Genomic DNA, 17,109 nt, shown 5'->3' on the forward strand with positions numbered 1-17,109 from the left:
GGTTTGCGGTGGCTATTTCGGTGGGGTCACACCCGTTCCCATCCCGAACACGGTAGTTAAGCCCACCAGAGCCGATGGTACTGCACCGGAAGCGGTGTGGGAGAGTAGGTCGCTGCCGCATTTTTTTTCTTGGCCCGCTGGCGCAATTCGCGCCGGCGGGCTTTTTCTTTTGTCGGCTCCATCGCCGAGGCCGGCGGGTCCGGAGCTCAGGCTCACGGCGCTGCTTTCGGCCGCTCGGCCGCGGGCGCGCAACGCCCGCGCGCGCCTGGAGCGCCGAATGCCTCTCACGGCGCCGTCGGCCGTGAGGACTGCGAGGTGCGCAGCACCTCCGCCACCCGGGCCAGGTCCTCGACGAACCGCCTCATCTCCTCCCGCCGCGTTTCGTCGTCCGGGGCCCTCAGGATCGACGAGGGGTGCACGGTGGCGACCACGATGGGCGCGAATCCCGTCGAGAGCAGCTCCCCGCGCCGCTGCGTCACCCGGAAGTCGCTGCCGAGGAGCGCCTGCGCCGCGGTCGCGCCCAGCAGGACGACGGCCCGGGGCTGGACGGCCCGGAGCTCGGCGTCGAGCCAGGGCCGGCACGCGCGGACCTCGCCGACGTTCGGCTTCTGGTGGATGCGACGCTTTCCTCGCGCCTCCCACTTGAAGTGCTTCACCGCGTTCGTCACGTAGACGGAGGCGCGGTCGAGCCCCGCGGCCTCGAGCGCCCGGTCGAGCAGGCGGCCGGCCGGGCCGACGAAGGGCCGGCCCGCGAGGTCCTCGTCGTTGCCCGGCTGCTCGCCGACGAGGAGCACCGCGGCTTGCCGCGGGCCCTCGCCGAAGACGGTCTGCGTCCCGCGCTCCCAGAGCGGACACGCGCGGCACGTCCGCGCCGCTTGCCGGAGCGCAGCGAGGTCGGTCGTCCTCGGCACGGGTGCCGGCCGGAGGTCGCCTGATCGCTTGGGCGGGTCGCGGAGCGAGGGTGCGCGAGCGGGTGGGCGGGCGCGGGCGGAGCGGGGCGGGCTGTCGGAGCGACGTGGCACTTCTTCATGGTTATCCACGGGAGACCCCCGGAGACCACGGGACACGGCCACCGCGGCGGGGGGCCGGCCGCGCGGCGGGCGGGCGGGGAGGCGAAACGAGGTGGTGGTGCCGAACGCTCGACCGAACGGTGCGGGGGCGAGGGGGGCGCGGACGGGTTCCGCCGACCTCCCGCTCCACGGCGGGCGCGTGCCCCCATGGCTCTTCCACCGCATGGCGCGCCTCGGGCGCGTGCTCTCCGAGGCGATCGTCCTCGAGTACGGGCGCGCGGAGCTCCTGCGGCGGCTGTCCCATCCGTTCTGGTTCCAGTCGCTCGGCAGCCTGATGGGGATGGACTGGCACTCCTCCGGGATCACGACGAGCGTCCTCGGCGCGCTGCAGCGGGGGCTCGCGCCGCTGGAGCGCGAGCTCGGCCTGCGCGTGTGCGGCGGCCGCGGGCGCCACTCGCGCCGCACTCCGGACGAGCTGGTCGGCTTCGGCGAGCGAACGGGCCTCGACGGCGAGGCGCTGGCGCGGACGAGCCGGCTCGTTGCGAAGGTCGACGGCGCGGCCGTGCAGGACGGCCACGCGCTGTACCTCCACGCCTTCATCGTGGCCGAGGACGGCGCCTGGGTCGTCGTCCAGCAGGGGATGGACCCGGTGCGGCGGCGCGCGCGCCGCTATCACTGGCTGTCCGAGGGGCTCACGAGCTTCGTCGACGCACCGCACGCGGCGATCGACGGGGTGCCGGGCGGCGCCATCGTGAACCTGACCGATCGGCGCGCGGCGCCGTCGCGGGCCGCGCAGCTGGCGCTGGTTCGCGAGGGGCCCGAGCGGGCCGTCGCGAGCATCCGGAGCGCGCTCGGGCGAGTCCCCCACCTCGATCTCCCCGGCCACCACGCCGTCACCGCGTCGGACGTGGTGCTCCGCCGCCTGCACGGAACGATCGCCGCCGCGGCCGAGCGCGGGCCGGTCGACTTCGCGGAGCTGCTCCTCACGCCGGGGCTCGGGGCGCGGACGGTGCTCGCGCTCGCGGCGGCCGCTGAGGTGATCCACGGCGCTCCCTGCCGCTTCAGCGATCCGGCGAGGTTCTCGCTCGCGCACGGCGGGAAGGACGGCCACCCCTTCCCCGTCCCGCTCCGCGTCTACGACGAGACGCTCGGCGTCCTGCGCCGCGCGGTGGAGCGCGCGAAGCTCGGGAACGACGACCGCATGGCGGCCATCCGGCGCCTGGACGACGAGGCGCGCCGGCTCGAGGCCGGGGCGGAGGGCCCGTCACTCGAGGCGTTCGTCGAGGGGGAGCGCGCGGCGAGCCGCGCCTACGGCGGCCGAAGCGTGCTCGACGGAGCGGGCACGGGGAACGTCGCGCCTCGCCGGACGAGCTCAGCGACGCGGGCTCGGGGCGCTGCCGCAGGGCGAGAGGCGCGAGGAGCCGGGCAGGCGCGAGACGCGAGCTCCCCGGAGCCGCAGCGTGACGCCGCGCGCGCGGCCGACACGGCACGCCCATCCCCACCCGCCCAGCTCTCCCTGTTGCCGCGGTGACCCGTGCGCCGTCCGGTGCGGACGGTGCGGCGAGAGGCGAGAGGCGAGAGGCGGGGCCCTTCGCCCGTACGGCGGTTCGGGTCACACGTCGCTCGCTCGGGTCGAGCCCGTCGCGAGGCGCACGATGGCGTCGCCGCAGGCAGCCAGCGCGTGCCGCAAGAGGGATCGGCCCGGGCGGCAGCGCGAGTCAATGGCCCGGCGCGGTGAGCGCGATGCGTGCGAGCTCGCGCACGTTCGCCGGACACTCGACGGCCCCGAGGTCGTCAGCGCCCACCCAGCGCGCGCCGTCCCACTCGTCGCAGGCGGCGAGGGTTCGCGACGCGACGTCCGCCACGAACGCGAAGTTCAGGTGCAGGCCTTTCGAGCCGGCGGGATGCTCCTCGTAGCCGACGAGCCCCGGCGGCGTGCCGTCCACCCCGAGGCCGGAGGGGAACGTTCCCTCGAGGCCGGTCTCCTCCCGAAGCTCCCGGCGGGCGGCCTCGAGCGGTGTCTCCCCGGGCTCGATCTCGCCGCCGACGGGGAGCCAGGTCCCGAGCCGGCGGTGACGGACGAGGAGGATCGCGCCGCCATTGCGGCAGAAGACGGAGACGGAGAAGGCGCGGCGGGTGGCGGAAGAGGTCATCGGCGTTCCTGGCTCTGGCGGGCCGCGCGCTCTCGTCGAGGGAGCTGCACGCGCCTCCATCGCGGAGGCGGGGAGGGGAGCATGGGACGGTGAAGGAGGCCAGCACATACGCCGCGGAGAGTCTCGCGGCCCCCCGGGCGCGAGCTTCGCGCCGGCGGTCCAGAGACCTCGAAACGGTGCCGCGCGATCCTCGCCGCGAGCTCGCTGGACAGGACGGCCGGCGCTCCGTTCCGGCGCCTCGAGGCGACATGCCGGTCGGGCCGCGGGGAAGCGCGCCGCGCGTCCGCGACGCCTCCCAGGCGTGGCGGGCGGAGCGCAACCACGGCGGCGTGCGTGGGCCTCCTCCGGGAGGCGGCGCACCGCACGGGCCCGCGCCGGCTCGCTCGCGATGGGTGCGGCGCGATGCGTGCCCGCGGAGGGCGCGACGTGCCTCGACGCGCAGGCCCAAGCGGGAATGCGCAGCCTGCTTGCCACCCCGTGCCGAGGAGCGTCTTCTCGATGACACGGGGGCTCGTCGTGCGGAACCCGGCGCGAAGCGGCGGTGAACGCGAGACGCTCGAGCGGCTGCGAGGGGACGAGGCGGCGCTGGAGAGCGAGCTCGCCTCCGTGCGTTCGGAGGCGGCCGTCGCCCTCGAGAGCGCGCGGCGCGAGGCGGAGCGGATCGTCGCCGCCGGACGGCGCGAGGTCGAGCGGGTGCGCGACGCGCTCCGCGCGGACGAGGCGGCGGCGCTCGACGCGGAGGCGCAGCGAGCGCGCGAGGCGGTCGTGGCGGAGGTGGCGGCCGTGGCGGCCCGCGCCGAGCGGAACCGCGCGCGCGCGCTGGAGCGGGTCCTCGCGGTGGTCCTCGGGAGGCGGCCGTGATCCTGCCGATGGCGCGCGTCCAGCTGATCGGCCCGCGAGATCGGCTCGAGGGCGCGCTCGCGTTCCTGCAGGCGCAAGGCGTCCTGGAGCTCCGCCGGCCGACGCCGGTGCGGCCCGGAGAGCGCGCGCTCGTCGAGCGGTGCGCGCCCGTCCCGTCGGTGGCGGCGCGCGCCGCGCGCGCACAGGAGGCGCTCGTCCGCCTCGAGTCGCTCCGTGCACGGCTCGCCGGCGGGCGCGGCGAGGGCGAGGGACCGCTGCCGGAGCCGGGCTCCGAGGCGCTGCTCGCGCGGCTCGCGGAGATCGACGCGGCGCTCACGGCGCTCGAGGCGCGGCGCGCCGCGCTGGCCGAGGAGGGGGACGCGATCGCACGGTTCTCCCGGCTCGTGGTGGCGCTGGCGCCGTTCTCCCACGGCCTCGAGCCGCGCCAGGAGCCGGAGCTCCACGGCCTCGAGCTGCGCACGGACCCCGAGGCCATCGCGCTCCTTCGCGGAGAGCTGCGCCGCATCACCGGCGGCGCCTTCGACCTCACCGCCCGGCCGATCGACGCGGAGCGAACCGGAGTCCTCATCGTCGTGCCGCGCGCCTGCGGGCGCGCCGTGGCGGCGCTCCTCTTCGAGCGCGGCGTGGACGAGGTGAAGCTCCCCTCCGCTTGCTCCGGGAAGGCGCTCATCGACGTGCTCCTGCACCTCACCGGGCGCGCCCGGACGATCCCCGCCGAGCAGGCGGAGGTCGAGGCGGCCTGGTCTCGCCTCGCGGACGGGCTCGCCGCCCCGCTCGCCGCGAGCGCCGCCGCGACGCGCGCCTTCCTCGAGCGGGTGCACGCCGAGGACGCCTGCGGCGCGACGCGCTTCGCGTTCGTCGTCTCGGGGTACATGCCCGCGGAGCGGGTGCCGGCCTTCCAGGCTTCGGCGGCAAGTGAGCTCTGCGAGCGGGTGACGGTGCTGGCGTGCACGCCGGAGCGGGACGCCTGGCCGGAGGTCCCCGTGGTGCTCCGGAACGGGCGGCACGTCCGGCCCTTCGAGCGGCTCCTCGCGCTCGTGCCGCTGCCGCGCTACGGCTCGACGGATCCGACCCCCTGGCTCGCCGTCTTCTTCCCGCTCTTCTTCGGGCTCGTGCTCGGCGACGTCGTCTGCGGCACGGCGGGGATCGTGGTGGCGCTCGTGCTGCGCGTGCGAGGGGTGGGGGGCGCGCTCGGGCGGGACCTGACCTGGATCGCGCTCGCGTGCGCGCTCTCCGCGGTCGCCTTCGGGATCCTCTTCGGGGAGGCCCTGGGCGAGGTGGGGTCCCACCTCGGGATGCGCCCCGTGCTCCTCGACCGGCGGCGCGCTTTCATGGCGTTCCTCGGGGTCGCCATCGCCGTCGGCGCCGTCCACGTGGGCATCGGCATGGCGCTCGGGATCGCGGGCGCGCTGCGCGCGGGGCATCGCCGCGCCGCGCTGGCACGCGCCGCGAAGCTCGGGCTCCTCTGCGCCGCCGCGGTCGCCGGCGCGACCGCCGTGCACCTGCTGCCCGCAGCGGCGCTCCCGCCGGCGCTCTGGGCGGGCGGGGCGCTGCTCGCCGTGGCGGTGGGTGCGGAGGGGCCGATGGCGGCCCTCGAGCTCGTGCTCGGCCTCGGCAACGTCCTGTCCTACGCCCGCCTCATGGCGCTCGGGCTCGCCTCGGTGATGCTCGCCGAGGTCGCGAACCTCGTCGCGACGACCCTCCGGCCGGTGGCCGCGGGGCTCGCCATCGGCGTGCTGCTGCACGTCGTGAACTTCACGCTCGGGCTCATCAGCCCGACCGTGGCCGCGCTCCGGCTCCACTACGTCGAGTTCTTCGAGAAGTTCTACGACGAGGGCGGTGCGCCCTACCGCCCCTTCGCGCTGTCCCGCTAGGAGGATGACATGGACAAGGTGCTGCTCGCCGTCTCGGCCGCGATCGCGGTGGGGGTGTCCGCAATCGCGACCGCGTGGGTGCAGTCCCGGATCGGCGCCGCCGGCGCCGGGGCGCTCGCGGAGAAGCCGGAGGTCCGCGGCGCCATCATCGTGATGCTCGCCATCCCCGAGACGCTGGTGATCCTCGGGTTCGTCGTGGCGGTGCTGATCCTCACGGGGGGGTAGGCCGTGGGCTACCCGGAGCTCCTGCGCGTCCTCGGGGAGGAGGCGGCGCGAGAGGCGCGGGAGGTGCGCGCCGCGGCGGAGCGCGAGAGCGCGCGCATCGTGGAGGAGGCGCGCGCCGCGGCCGCCTCGGCGCGGGACTCGGTGCTCGCGCGCGAGCGGGTCGAGGGGGCGGCGCGGCGGCGCGCTGCCCACGAGGCGGTCGCGGTCGAGCGGGAGCGCGCGCTCCTCGTCGAGCGAAGGAGGCTGCTCGAGGGGCTGCGCGACGAGGCCCGCGCGCGGCTCGTCGCGGAGGGAGGCGCCGCGCTCGACGCCGCGCTCCTCGCGGAGATCCTGCCGGAGGCCGGGGACGGGCCCCTCGAGCTCGTCGTGGATCCGGGCGCCGAGGAGGAGGCGCGCCGGGCACTCGCCGCGCTGGACGCGGGCGCGGCCGCGCGGGCGGTCGTCCGTGCGGCGCCGGAGGCTCGCGGGGGCGTGGAGCTCGTGGCGGGGCGGCGCGTCCTGGACGACACGCTGCCCTCACGGCTCGAGCGGGCGTGGCCCGCCCTCGAGGCCGAGCTCGCGGAGCTGCTCTTCGCGGAGGGCTGACGTGGCGCGCCTCGACTTCGCGAACTCCCGGATCGGCGCGCGGCGGGCGCGGCTCCTCGGCGATCGCGCGCTGCGCGAGCTGCTCGCGCGCGGCGGCCTCGAGGCGCGGCTCGAGCTGCTGCGGTCGAGCGCCGCGGGCGCCGGGATCCCTGCCGCGGTGACGGGCGCGCCCGACCCGCTCGCCGCGGTCGAGCTCGCGCTGCGCGAGGCGGTCCACCGCGAGGAGGCGCGCCTCCTGCGGGACACGGAGGGCGCGCGGCAGCGGGCGCTCCTCTCCGCCTTCCTCGCGCTCGAGGAGGCCGCCGCCGTGAAGGCGATCGCGCGCGGGGTGGCCGCGGGCGCGCCGGTGGATCGGACCCTCGCGGCGGCCCCTCCCGTCCCGGGTCTCGCGGACGCTGGACGCCGCGCCGCCGCCGTCGCGCCGGACGTCGCCGCGGCGCTGGAGGTGCTCGCCTGCGCGGGGAGCGAGGTGGCCGCGGCGGCCCGCGGCGCGTTGGGCGCGCCGGGGGAGCACGGTCTGCTCGCGCTCGAGATCGCCGCGGACCGCGCCGCCTTCGCGCGCGCGAGAGCGGCGTGCCGCCGCGGCGGAGAGGACGCGGCGATCCTCGCGAGGCACCTCGGCGATCGCGTCGACGCCCGCAACGCGGCCACGCTGCTCGCCCTCGCGGGCGCGCCGCCGGCGGCGGACGCCCTGCTGGACGGGGGGCGGCTCCTCTCGGGCGAGGCGCTCCGGCGCGTCGCGGCCCTGCGCGAGGGCGCGGCCGTGCGGGATGCGCTCGCGCAGGCGCTCGGGGTCGCGGCGTCGGACCTCGCCACGCCCTGGGGCGCGGAGCGCGCGCTCGAGCGGCGGATGGTCGTCGCGCTGCGGCGCGAGGCGCGGAGCCGACCGCTCTCGCTCGCGGTGCCGCTCGCCTGGCTCGCCGCGCGGCGCGCAGAGGTCCGGCGCACGGCGCTGGTGCTCCGCGGCGCGGCGCTCGGGCTGCCCGCGGGCGAGATCCTCGATCTCGCGGAGGAGGGCCCGTGACGCACGCCGCCCGAGCGGGGCAGGCTGCCGGAGGGCCGCTGCGGCTCGTGGTCGTGGTCCGCCCGGGGGACGCGCTCGGGTTCCGCCTCGCCGGCGCCACCGTGGAGGAGGCCGGGCGCGGCGAGGAGGCCGCGACGCTCCGGCGGCTCGCGGGCGCAGCGGACGCAGGCGTGCTCGCCGTCGAGGAGGAGGTCCTCGCGGCGGCGGGACCCCGCCCGCTGCGGCGCGCGCGAGAGCGCGGCCTCCCCGTGGTGCTGCCCTTCGCGCTGCCGCGCCGCTGGGGCGAGGAGGGGCGCGGCCGCGCCTACGTCGCGGCGCTGATCCGCCGCGCCGTCGGGTACGGCGTGAAGCTCGGCGCGGCCGGGGAGGGACCATGACGGGCAGGCTCGTCCGGATCGCAGGGCCGACCGTCGTCGCGGACGGGCTCGCCGGGGCCGGGCTGAACGAGGTCGTGTGGGTCGGAGAGGAGCGCCTCCTCGGCGAGGTGATCCGGCTCGAGCGCGACCTCGCGACGATCCAGGTGTACGAGGAGACGGAGGGGCTCGCGCTGGGCGAGCCCGCGGAGCCGACGGGCGAGCCGCTCGCGGTGGAGCTCGGGCCCGGGCTCCTCGGCTCGGTCTTCGACGGCGTCCAGCGCCCCCTCGACGCCCTCGCCGCGCGCCAGGGCGACTTCCTCGGACGCGGCGCCCGCCTGCCGGCGCTCGATCGGGCGCGGCGCTGGGAGCTCGAGCCGAGCGTCCGCGCGGGCGACGAGCTCCTCCCCGGCGCCTGCCTCGGGATCGCGCGCTCCGGTCCCGACGCGCACCCGGTGCTCGCGCCGCCGGGCGCGGGCGGGAGGATCGCCGAGGTCCGCGGGGGCGCCGTGACCGTGGACGAGCCGGTCGTCCGGCTCGAGGGCGGCACGGAGCTCGCGCTCGCCCATCGCTGGCCGGTTCGCCGGCCGCGCCCCATCCGCCGCCGGCTCGCGCCCGACGTGCCGTTCCTCACCGGCCAGCGCGTGCTCGACTGCTTCTTCCCGGTCTCGTCGGGCGGCACGGCGATGGTGCCGGGCGGCTTCGGGACGGGCAAGACCGTGCTCGAGCAGAGCCTCGCCAAGCACGCGGCCGCGGACGTGGTCGTCTACGTGGGCTGCGGCGAGCGTGGCAACGAGATGGCCGAGGTGCTCGACGAGCTGCCCAAGCTCGACGACCCCCGCACCGGCGGTCCGCTCCTCGGTCGCACCGTCCTCGTCGTGAACACCTCGAACATGCCGGTCGCCGCGCGCGAGGCCTCGATCTACACGGGCTGCACGATCGCCGAGTACTTCCGCGACATGGGCCGCTCGGTCGCGCTCATGATCGACTCCACCTCCCGCTGGGCCGAGGCGCTGCGGGAGATCTCCGCGCGCCTCGAGGAGATGCCGGGCGAGGAGGGCTACCCGACCTACCTCGCGTCGCGGCTCGCGCGGTTCTACGAGCGCGCCGGGCGCGTCGAGACGCTGGGGTGCGGCGAGGGCTCGGTCACCGTGGTGGGCGCGGTGTCGCCGCCCGGCGGCGATCTCTCGGAGCCCGTCACGCAGTGCTCGCTGCGCGCGACGGGCGTGCTGTGGGCGCTGTCGGCCGACCTCGCGCACCGCCGCCACTACCCGGCGCTGGACTGGGGCGTTTCCTTCTCGCTCGAGGCGGAGCGGCTCCGGGGCTGGTTCGAGCGAGAGGCCGGGGAGGGGTTCGGGGCGCTGCGCGAGGAGGCGATGCACCTCCTGCAGCGGGAGCGCGAGCTCGTCGAGGTGGCGGAGCTCGTGGGCACCGAGTCGCTCCAGGACGCCGAGCGGCTGGTGCTGGAGTCGGCGCGGCTGCTGCGCGAGGGGTTCCTCCGGCAGAGCGCCTACGATCCCGTGGACGCGAGCTGCCCGCCCCGCAAGGCGCTCGAGATGCTGCGGCTCCACCTCGAGCTCCACGGCCGTGCGGCCAACGCCGTCGCGGCGGGCGTGCCGCTCCGCTCCATCCTCGAGGCCGGGCTTTCGGCCCGCCTCCTCCGCCTCGGCTCCGTTCCGGCGGAGGCCATCGCGAGCGGCGCCGGAGCGCTCCGCGCCGAGATCGCGGAGGCCATCGCGCGCCTCGAGGCGGAGTGAGCCATGGACCTCGTGACGCGGCGGGTGCGTGGAGCGGAGGGGATCGCGGGGCCGCTCCTGTTCCTCGAGGGAGTCCCGCGCGCGCGGCTCGGCGAGATCGTCCGCATCCGCGCCGGGGGTGAGGAGCGCCGGGGGCAGATCATCGAGCTCACCGGCGCCCGCGTCGCGATCCAGGTGCTCGAGGAGACGCGCGGCCTCTCGCCGGCGCGCGCGGAGGTGACGCTCACCGGCGAGGTCGCGGCCCTCGGCGTCTCGCGCGGCATGCTCGGCCGCGTGCTCGATGGGCTCGGCCGCCCCGTGGACGGGCTGCCGCCGCCCATCGCCGAGGCGCGCCTGCCCATCCACGGCGCGGCGCTGAACGTCACGCGGCGCGAGAAGCCCGCCGACTTCATCGAGACCGGCATCTCCGCGATCGACGGGATGAACACCCTCGTCCGCGGGCAGAAGCTCCCGGTGTTCTCCTGCGCCGGCCTGCCCGCCGGGCGGCTCGCCGCGCAGCTCGTGTGCCAGGCGCGCGTCCGCGGCGGCGAGCGCTTCGCGGTGGTGTTCGCCGCCATGGGCGCGCCGTTCCGCGAGTACGACGCCTACCTGGAGGCGTTCCGGCGCGCGGGCGTGCTCGATCGGACGGCGGTGTTCCTGAACCGCGCGGAGGACCCGCCCATCGAGCGGCTGATGACGCCGCGCTGCGCGCTCACCTGCGCCGAGCACCTCGCCTTCGGACACGGCCTGCACGTCCTCGTCGTGCTCACCGACATGACGAGCTACTGCGAGGCGCTGCGCGAGGTCGCGCTGGCGCGCGAGGAGGTGCCCGGCAGGCGCGGCTACCCCGGCTACATGTACACGGACCTCGCGACCCTCTACGAGCGCGCCGGGCGGATCGCCGGCCGGCCCGGCTCGATCACGCAGGTCCCGGTGCTGACGATGCCGGACGACGACCTCACCCACCCCATCCCCGATCTCTCCGGGTACATCACGGAGGGACAGATCGTCCTCTCGCGCGAGCTCGACAGGCGGGGCATCTACCCGCCCATCGACGTGCTGCCCTCGCTCTCGCGGCTCATGGGGCTCGGGGTCGGCGCCGGCCGCACCCGCGCCGACCACCGGCCCGTCGCGGACCAGCTCTACGCGCTCTACGCGCGCGGGCGCGACGTGCGCCGCATGGCCGCGATCGTGGGCGCGGCGAACCTCGGCGAGGACGAGCGGCGGCTCCTCGACGTCGCGGATCGGTTCGAGCGCGAGCTCGTCGGCCAGGGGGACGCGTTCCGCTCGATCGAGGACACGCTCGAGCTCGGGTGGAAGCTCATGGCCCCGTTCCCGCCCGAGGCGCTCACCCGCCTCCCGGCGGCGGTGCTCGAGGCGCGCCGGAAGGAGGCCCCGTGAGCCGCACGCCCACGACGCGCATGGGCCTGCTGGAGGTGCGGTGGCGCGCCGAGATCGCGTCGAAGGGTGCGCGCCTGCTGCGCGCCAAGCGCGAGGTGCTCGCTGGGGAGCTCTGGAGGCTCATGCGCGAGGTCCTCGCCGGGCGCGCGCGCCTCGACGAGGTGCTGCGCGAGGCGGTGAAGGCGCTCGGGATCTCGCGCGCGCTCGACGGGGAGGAGGCGCTCGAGTCGCTCGCGCTGACCGCCGCGCGCGAGGTGCCGCTCCAGGTGAGCGTGCGGCGGGTGTGGGGCGTGCCGACGCCGTCGGTATCGGCGCCGCCGCTCGTGCGCGCGGCGGACGAGCGGGGCAGCGTGCCGACGAGCTGGGGGCTCGCGGGCGCCGAGGCGGCGCGGCGCCACGAGGAGGCGCTCGAGGTGCTGCTCCGGATCGCCTCGCGGGAGCTGCACCTCGCCCGGCTGGGCGAGGAGATCCAGGCGACCTCCCGGCGCATCAACGCGCTCGAGCAGCTCGTGCTCCCCGCGCTCGCAGCCGAGGCGGGCCGCGTCGAGGCAGCGCTCGACGAGCGAGACCGCGAGGACGTGGTGCGGCTTAAGCGGTTCCGGGCTCGGGGCGCGCGCCGTCGCGCCGGCGCCGCCGGCTCGTCAGCGCGCTGAGCGCGCTCAGCTCACGACGGGCGGCGCCACAGCGGCTCGAGCTCGAGCGGCAGCTCCTGCCCGACGAGCTCGGCGTCCGCCTCGGCCATCTGCGCGCGGAGCGCGGCGAACACGGCGCGGACCGCCGCCTCGACCTCCTGCGGATCGCGCTCGAGGTCCTCCGCCACGATGGCGTAGAAGTCGTCGGCCGAGCGGAGCGGGCGCGGCGGCCGCGCGGAGTGGCGCTCGCAGGCGGTGAGGCGGCTGCCGAAGGGCTCGGGCAGGTGCTCGCGGAGGTCGTCGAACTCCGGGCGCTGGATGCGCTGCGCGAGCGCGCACATGACCGCCTCGACCGCGCGCGCTGCCTCGGCGCGGCGAGGGAGCCCCTCGCGCGCGAGGGCGGTCACGAGGGCCTGGAAGTTCGCGTCCTGAAGCGGATCGTGATCGCCGGGGAGAGCCATGCCGCCAAGATCATCACGCGACCACGACACGGCAGCGCCCGCGCGGTCGGCGGTCCCCCTCACGGGGGCGGGTTCGCGCATCCCCAAACGGGCGAAGAACGGTGCCCCGGGGGCGGGCGTGGGGTGGTACGACCGCCACCCATCATGCGCCGATGGGATCCCAGCGGGGCGGCCAGGGGGCCGCGCGTGGCTCGGCTCGGTCCGCTGGCGTTCCTCGTCCTCGCGCTGGGGACGGTGGCCGTGGGCGCTGGCGCCTTCGGCATGCTGAGCCAGGCGGCCACGCTCGACGCGGTCGTCTCCGCCGAGCTCGCGCCGATCCACGGCGAGCTGCGCTCGATCGCCCCGGCGCTCGCTCGCGCGCACGACGAGGCGCTCGAGGCCGCGCGAACGAAGCTCGCGGCCAGCATCCACAACGCCTCGCGCGCCCTGCTGGCCGCCGCCGCGGTGGCGCTCGCCCTCGCCGCTGGAGCCTTCGCAGTCGCCCGGCGCTCGGTCCGCGCGCTGGCCCGCAGCGAGGCGCGCTACCGCGCCGCCTTCGAGAACGCCGCGATCGGCATCGCCCACGTCGCGCTGGATGGGCGCTGGCTGCGGGTCAACCGCCGCTACGCCGAGATCCTCGGCTACACCGAGGACGAGCTGTGCGCGCTCCGCTTCCAGGACATGACGCACCCGGAGGACGTCGGGGAGAACGAGGCGCACGGCCGGCGGCTCGTCACGGGCGAGGACGAGACCTACACGGTGGAGAAGCGTTACCTCCGGCGAGACGGTCGGGCCACCTGGGTGAACCTCACGGTCGCGCTGGTGCGCGACGGCGCAGGCCGGCCGCGTTCCTTCATCTCCGTGGCCGAGCCAATCGACCGGCGAAAGGCCGTCGAGGACGAGCTCCGGGACGCGCTCCGAGCGCGGGACGAGTTCCTCGCGGTGGCCTCGCACGAGCTCAGGACGCCGCTCACGAGCCTGCGGCTGCAGCTCGAGGGGCTGAAGCTCGCCGCCGCGCGCGGCGCGGCCTCGCCCGAGCGGATCGCGGCGAGCTCCGGGGCGGCGCTGCGCCAGCAGGCGCGGCTCGCCCGGCTGGTGGACGAGCTGCTCGACGTGTCCCGCCTCGATCGGGGAGAGCTGCGGATCGCGCCGCGCGAGGCGGACCTCGCCGAGGTCGTGCGCGTCGCCGCCGAGCGGCTGGGCGACGCCGCCTCGCGCGCCGGGAGCACGGTGCGGCTCGAGCTGCCGGACGCGATGCCGGCGCGCATCGATCCGGACGAGGTCGAGCGCGCCGTGGGACACGTGCTCGCGAACGCCCTCAAGTACGGCGCGGGGAAGCCGGTGGACGTGGAGCTCGAGCGCCGCGGCGAGGCGGGGCTCCTCGTCGTCCGAGACCGCGGCATCGGCGTCGATCCCTCGGTGCGCGAGCGCATCTTCGACCGGTTCGAGCGCGCGGTCTCCCCGCGCAACTTCGGGGGCCTGGGGCTCGGCCTGTTCGTGGCGCGCCGGGTGATCGAGGCGCACGGAGGGCGCATCGCCGTGGAGGATTCGGCGGGGGAGGGCGCCACCTTCCGCATCGAGCTCCCGCTCGCAGGACCGGTGGCGCTCGAGGCCGACGCGCGCGGTAGCGCGTCGGCCGGCTGAGCCTCAGGCGAGGTCGAACACCAGCACCTCGGCCGCCTCGACGCCCTCGAGCCGCACCTCGCGCTCGTCGCTCAAGGCGGCGCCGTCGCCCGCCGCGAGCGTCTCGTCTCTGAGCCGCAGCGTGCCTCGCGCCACCTGGACCCAGGCGTGCCGCCCGGCCTGGAGCGGGAGCACCGCCCGCTCTCCGGCCTCGAGGAGCGCCGCGTACACCCGCGCGTCCTGGTGGATCGTCACGCTGCCGTGGGCGCCGTCGTGGGAGGCGACGAGCCGCAGCCGGCCGCGCCGCTCCTCCTCCGGAAACTGCTTCTGCTCGTAGCCAGGGAGGAGGCCGCGGCGCTCGGGCAGGATCCAGATCTGCAGGAAGCGGACGGGCTCGGAGTCGGAGCCGTTGAACTCGCTGTGCAGGACCCCGGTCCCGGCCGTCATGCGCTGCACCTCGCCCGGCCCGATGGTCGAGCCGGTCCCCATCGAGTCGCGGTGGGCGAGGCGGCCCGACAGCACGTAGGACAGGATCTCCATGTCGCGGTGGCCGTGAGTCCCGAACCCCTGGCCCGGGGCGACGCGGTCCTCGTTGATGACGCGGAGCGTGCGGAACCCCATGTGATGGGGGTCGTGGTAGTCGGCGAACGAGAAGGTGTGGCGGGTGTCGAGCCAGCCGTGGTCGAAGTGGCCGCGGTCCTCGGAGCGGCGGATCGTGATCATCGCCGCTTCTTGGCGCCGGCGGGCGTGAAGATCAACGCCATCCTTGTGGCCCGTCCGGCGTGGCTCCTCGCGATGGGCCTCTCGCGGCGAAGGTCCGGCCGGCCCCTTCCCCCGCGGGGGCACCGACGAGCCGCCAGCAGTCAGCCGGATGGCGCGGACGACGAGGCGTGCGCGAGGGAACGCCCGAGGCGCAGGCAGCGCGGGAAGGCACTCCGTCACACGCCGAGGACGGCGGTGAATCGTCCGACTCCCAAGGAAGGCACCTCTCTTCTCGCTGGGCCCGGTTCGCGAACCGTCTCACGCTGCGAGGCGACAGGAGGTGTGGAATGCGTCGCTTGTGCACGTTCGTGGCGGTGCTGGCATTGGCGGCTTGCGGTGGGCGCGAACAGGACAATCAGCTGGCGGGCGCGTCGTCCGCGGGGCCACAAGCCTCCGGGGGGGCGGATAGTTTCGCCGTGAAGATCGATCTGGCGAGCTATGAGCACGGCAAGCCCAGGGGTGCCCTGGTCAAACAGCTCGAGAAGCTATTCCACCCGAAGAAGTGGCGCGGGGAGACCGACGGACCCGTGCTGATGAATGCGGATAGCCTGCTCGAGCTCTCCGACAGCGAGAGGAGCGCGCTGAGGACCGTCCTGAAGGAGGGGCACGCCATCCTGGTGACCGGCGTCACCGAGGACCTGCTCGTGCGCCTTCACGCCATCAACGGGAGCGTCCCCGCCATCACGCTGACCAATCCTGCCGAGCTGTACGTGCTCGCGGCGCCGCAGGGGCGGTTGCGCATGCTCGCGATCCGGTCCATTCCCAACTTCGAGCCCTCTCCGGACGCCGACGTGCGCAAGGAGGCCTACGCCGAGATGGTGCTCGACTGGTTCCGGAGGCAAGTCCGCGGGACCTTCGAATCGGGGATCGCCTCCATGGCGAGCGCGCCCAGGGCGAGCGGGCCCAGGGCGATCGTGGCCGCCGAAGCACCCGGCTACAACACGCTGGGGAGCGAGCCGGAACAGTTCCCGTGGTCGCACACGGACGTCTTCAGCATGGAAGCTTTCTACAGCAATCACTGCGGGTCGAAGCAGAAGTGCACCGACACGTTCGCCGTGACGACCTACTCCTGGGCGGTGCATAGCCCCATCTCCGTGGTGGATCAGCCGGGCGACTACCTGCTGACACGCATCTCCGCCGCCGTGAACACGGGGGGCTGCAAGCTCTCCATCGGCAAGAACAACCGCTTCGCGGGGTACTGGCTCAGGCAGGCCAACGTGGGCGCCTCCGTGACGGACGCCACGCTCAAAACCGGGGTGAAGGTCCTCGCCGGCTACACCGCGCCCCAGGCGCAGATGCCCAACGTGCAGTACAGCACCGGCGTGACCTGGAACTTCGGCGCGTCGGGGACGATAGGCTCGAGCGCGGGCTTCTCGGGCGGGAAGCCCAGCGCAGAGGTGAGCCGCTCGCTCGGGTTCAGCGCGGGCGTATCGTACTCCAACACGAAGACCTATCAGGCGGACGCGATCACGATCCTGCCGCAGATCTCCGCCGACCCGACGGATCCGTCGAAGGTCCGCTGGACCTACGATTCCTGGAACCACGTCAAGCAGAACATCGACCCGGGGAACCACGCGTGTGGCGGCCCGGGGCTCCTCGTCACCGCGGGGCTACCAGGGGTCATCTACGGTTCTTCGTTCGAGCCTTCACAGGAGTGGGTGTGGGCGCTGCTGCCGGAGGTTCGTAGCGCTCTGCCCGTCAACAGGGACGGCGTCCCCGTCCTGTCGGTGCAGGTCGATCTCTCCATGCTCCTCGGATGGTCCTACTTCTGGGACATCACCCAGTGCAACTACAGCGGGAGCCTCGGCACCTTCTGGGTCGGCGACAAGAGCATCGACGTGGTCGGCGACGTCGCGAACAATCCCAGCAACGGGCTCATGTTCGATTCGGGGTGCGGTACGGCCATGCACTTCGGGACGATCCCGCTCGGCAACCCCCGCAAGGAGCCGAGAGCGTCCAACGACAATGGCACCAACGTCGGCACCCCGTACCCTTTCACCTTCTCGCTCTCCCTCCCGCTCGCGCCCGATCCGCGCCTGATGCAGCTGACGAGCATCGAGCCGAACCACGGGCCCAGGGGCACCAGGGTCACGCTGAGGGGAACCAGCTTGCACACTGCGCACAGCGTCGACTTCGGGGGGCAGCTGCCGTCCAGCATGTCGATGGAGTGGCCCGAGGGCACGGACCCCGCGACGGGAAAGCGGTATGAGCCCTACATCACCGTGACGGCGCCGAACCCGGCGACTCCCGATTACGTCGGAACCACGGCGGCCATCTCCGTGGTAAACGCCGTGGGGATCTCGGGGGGCACCGCCGAGTTCAACTTTACGTACGAGTAGGCGGGCGCTTCCGCGGGTGAGGCGCGGGGCCGGTGGGGCCCCCCCCCCCCCCGCCCCCCCCCCGCGGCGGCCCCCCCCCCAAACCCGCCGG

Annotated in this window: 15 protein-coding genes, 1 rRNA gene and 1 pseudogene; 13 read left to right on the forward strand and 4 right to left on the reverse strand. The window is 75.4% G+C overall.

Translation table 11 applies throughout. The features are described 5' to 3' along the window. The first annotated feature begins 4 nt into the window (after positions 1-4). A 5S ribosomal RNA gene (gene rrf, locus MLV88_RS07840) occupies positions 5-121 on the forward strand. Between the two features lie 163 nt (positions 122-284). Here rrf and MLV88_RS07845 read toward each other — a convergent pair. After that, positions 285-911 carry a UdgX family uracil-DNA binding protein gene (locus tag MLV88_RS07845; RefSeq protein WP_243337234.1) on the reverse strand — a complete coding sequence of 209 codons (627 nt, stop codon included), beginning with the start codon at positions 909-911 and terminating at the stop codon, positions 285-287. A gap of 217 nt (positions 912-1,128) precedes the next feature. On the opposite strand from MLV88_RS07845, the gene MLV88_RS07850 reads away from it, so the two are divergent. Next, positions 1,129-2,541: a DUF763 domain-containing protein gene (locus MLV88_RS07850; protein WP_308197549.1), complete on the forward strand. Its 1,413-nt coding sequence runs from the start codon at positions 1,129-1,131 to the stop codon at positions 2,539-2,541. A gap of 187 nt (positions 2,542-2,728) precedes the next feature. On the opposite strand, the gene MLV88_RS07855 is transcribed toward MLV88_RS07850, so the two are convergent. Continuing rightward, positions 2,729-3,163 (reverse strand): NUDIX hydrolase, encoded by a 435-nt coding sequence (locus MLV88_RS07855; RefSeq protein WP_243337236.1) that lies wholly within the window; start codon positions 3,161-3,163, stop codon positions 2,729-2,731. Between the two features lie 498 nt (positions 3,164-3,661). Here MLV88_RS07855 and MLV88_RS07860 point away from each other — a divergent pair, with 498 nt between their 5' ends. The 9 genes and pseudogenes from MLV88_RS07860 to MLV88_RS07900 all read left to right on the forward strand — a co-directional run bounded on the left by MLV88_RS07860 (position 3,662) and on the right by MLV88_RS07900 (position 11,875). Then, positions 3,662-4,024, forward strand: a complete 363-nt coding sequence (locus MLV88_RS07860) for a hypothetical protein (protein WP_243337237.1) — start codon at positions 3,662-3,664, stop codon at positions 4,022-4,024. Further along, positions 4,021-5,898: a V-type ATP synthase subunit I gene (locus tag MLV88_RS07865; protein ID WP_243337239.1), complete on the forward strand. Its 1,878-nt coding sequence runs from the start codon at positions 4,021-4,023 to the stop codon at positions 5,896-5,898. Before MLV88_RS07860 ends, MLV88_RS07865 begins: the two co-directional genes overlap by 4 nt. A 9-nt stretch (positions 5,899-5,907) precedes the next feature. After that, positions 5,908-6,123 carry an ATPase gene (locus tag MLV88_RS07870; RefSeq protein WP_242341367.1) on the forward strand — a complete coding sequence of 72 codons (216 nt, stop codon included), beginning with the start codon at positions 5,908-5,910 and terminating at the stop codon, positions 6,121-6,123. Between the two features lie 3 nt (positions 6,124-6,126). After that, positions 6,127-6,708: a hypothetical protein gene (locus tag MLV88_RS07875; RefSeq protein WP_243337240.1), complete on the forward strand. Its 582-nt coding sequence runs from the start codon at positions 6,127-6,129 to the stop codon at positions 6,706-6,708. A gap of 1 nt (position 6,709) precedes the next feature. Then, positions 6,710-7,732, forward strand: coding sequence for a V0D/AC39 family V-type ATPase subunit (locus tag MLV88_RS07880; protein WP_243337242.1), 1,023 nt, complete (start codon positions 6,710-6,712; stop codon positions 7,730-7,732). Beyond that, entirely contained in the window at positions 7,729-8,109 is a 381-nt protein-coding gene (locus MLV88_RS07885) for a V-type ATP synthase subunit F (protein WP_242354683.1), read from the forward strand. The genes MLV88_RS07880 and MLV88_RS07885 overlap by 4 nt, the downstream gene beginning before the upstream one ends. Then, entirely contained in the window at positions 8,106-9,842 is a 1,737-nt protein-coding gene (locus MLV88_RS07890; protein WP_243337244.1) for a V-type ATP synthase subunit A, read from the forward strand. Before MLV88_RS07885 ends, MLV88_RS07890 begins: the two co-directional genes overlap by 4 nt. 3 nt (positions 9,843-9,845) lie before the next feature. Next, positions 9,846-11,268: pseudogene (locus tag MLV88_RS07895) on the forward strand (V-type ATP synthase subunit B); the annotation flags it as partial. After that, positions 11,219-11,875 (forward strand): V-type ATP synthase subunit D, encoded by a 657-nt coding sequence (locus MLV88_RS07900; protein WP_243337245.1) that lies wholly within the window; start codon positions 11,219-11,221, stop codon positions 11,873-11,875. The pseudogene MLV88_RS07895 and the gene MLV88_RS07900, both read left to right, overlap by 50 nt. An 11-nt stretch (positions 11,876-11,886) precedes the next feature. Here the strand turns inward: MLV88_RS07900 and MLV88_RS07905 are convergent, their stop codons facing one another. Further along, positions 11,887-12,315, reverse strand: a complete 429-nt coding sequence (locus tag MLV88_RS07905) for a DUF2267 domain-containing protein (protein ID WP_242336610.1) — start codon at positions 12,313-12,315, stop codon at positions 11,887-11,889. 186 nt (positions 12,316-12,501) lie between these two features. Between MLV88_RS07905 and MLV88_RS07910 the strand changes: the two genes are divergently transcribed. Then, positions 12,502-13,938, forward strand: coding sequence for a sensor histidine kinase (locus tag MLV88_RS07910; protein WP_243337247.1), 1,437 nt, complete (start codon positions 12,502-12,504; stop codon positions 13,936-13,938). Positions 13,939-13,941: 3 nt separating this feature from the next. Here MLV88_RS07910 and MLV88_RS07915 read toward each other — a convergent pair whose 3' ends face one another. Further along, positions 13,942-14,640, reverse strand: a complete 699-nt coding sequence (locus MLV88_RS07915) for a pirin family protein (RefSeq protein WP_243337249.1) — start codon at positions 14,638-14,640, stop codon at positions 13,942-13,944. A gap of 572 nt (positions 14,641-15,212) precedes the next feature. On the opposite strand from MLV88_RS07915, the gene MLV88_RS07920 reads away from it, so the two are divergent. Further along, a complete protein-coding gene (locus MLV88_RS07920) occupies positions 15,213-17,018 on the forward strand; it encodes a hypothetical protein (RefSeq protein ID WP_243337251.1) in 1,806 nt (601 codons plus the stop codon). Positions 17,019-17,109: the final 91 nt, after the last annotated feature.

The sequence above is a fragment of the Anaeromyxobacter soli genome (assembly GCF_022808855.1).
Classification (GTDB): domain Bacteria; phylum Myxococcota; class Myxococcia; order Myxococcales; family Anaeromyxobacteraceae; genus Anaeromyxobacter; species Anaeromyxobacter soli.

Bases quoted from the DNA above. Each gene is read 5' to 3' on its own strand.
- MLV88_RS07890 (WP_243337244.1), top strand. From the start codon at position 8,106: ATGACGGGCAGGCTCGTCCGGATCGCAGGGCCGACCGTCGTCGCGGAC.
- MLV88_RS07920 (WP_243337251.1), top strand. From the start codon at position 15,213: ATGAATGCGGATAGCCTGCTCGAGCTCTCCGACAGCGAGAGGAGCGCG.
- MLV88_RS07870 (WP_242341367.1), top strand. From the start codon at position 5,908: ATGGACAAGGTGCTGCTCGCCGTCTCGGCCGCGATCGCGGTGGGGGTG.
- MLV88_RS07905 (WP_242336610.1), bottom strand. From the start codon at position 12,315: ATGGCTCTCCCCGGCGATCACGATCCGCTTCAGGACGCGAACTTCCAG.
- MLV88_RS07860 (WP_243337237.1), top strand. From the start codon at position 3,662: ATGACACGGGGGCTCGTCGTGCGGAACCCGGCGCGAAGCGGCGGTGAA.
- MLV88_RS07915 (WP_243337249.1), bottom strand. From the start codon at position 14,640: ATGATCACGATCCGCCGCTCCGAGGACCGCGGCCACTTCGACCACGGC.
- MLV88_RS07855 (WP_243337236.1), bottom strand. From the start codon at position 3,163: ATGACCTCTTCCGCCACCCGCCGCGCCTTCTCCGTCTCCGTCTTCTGC.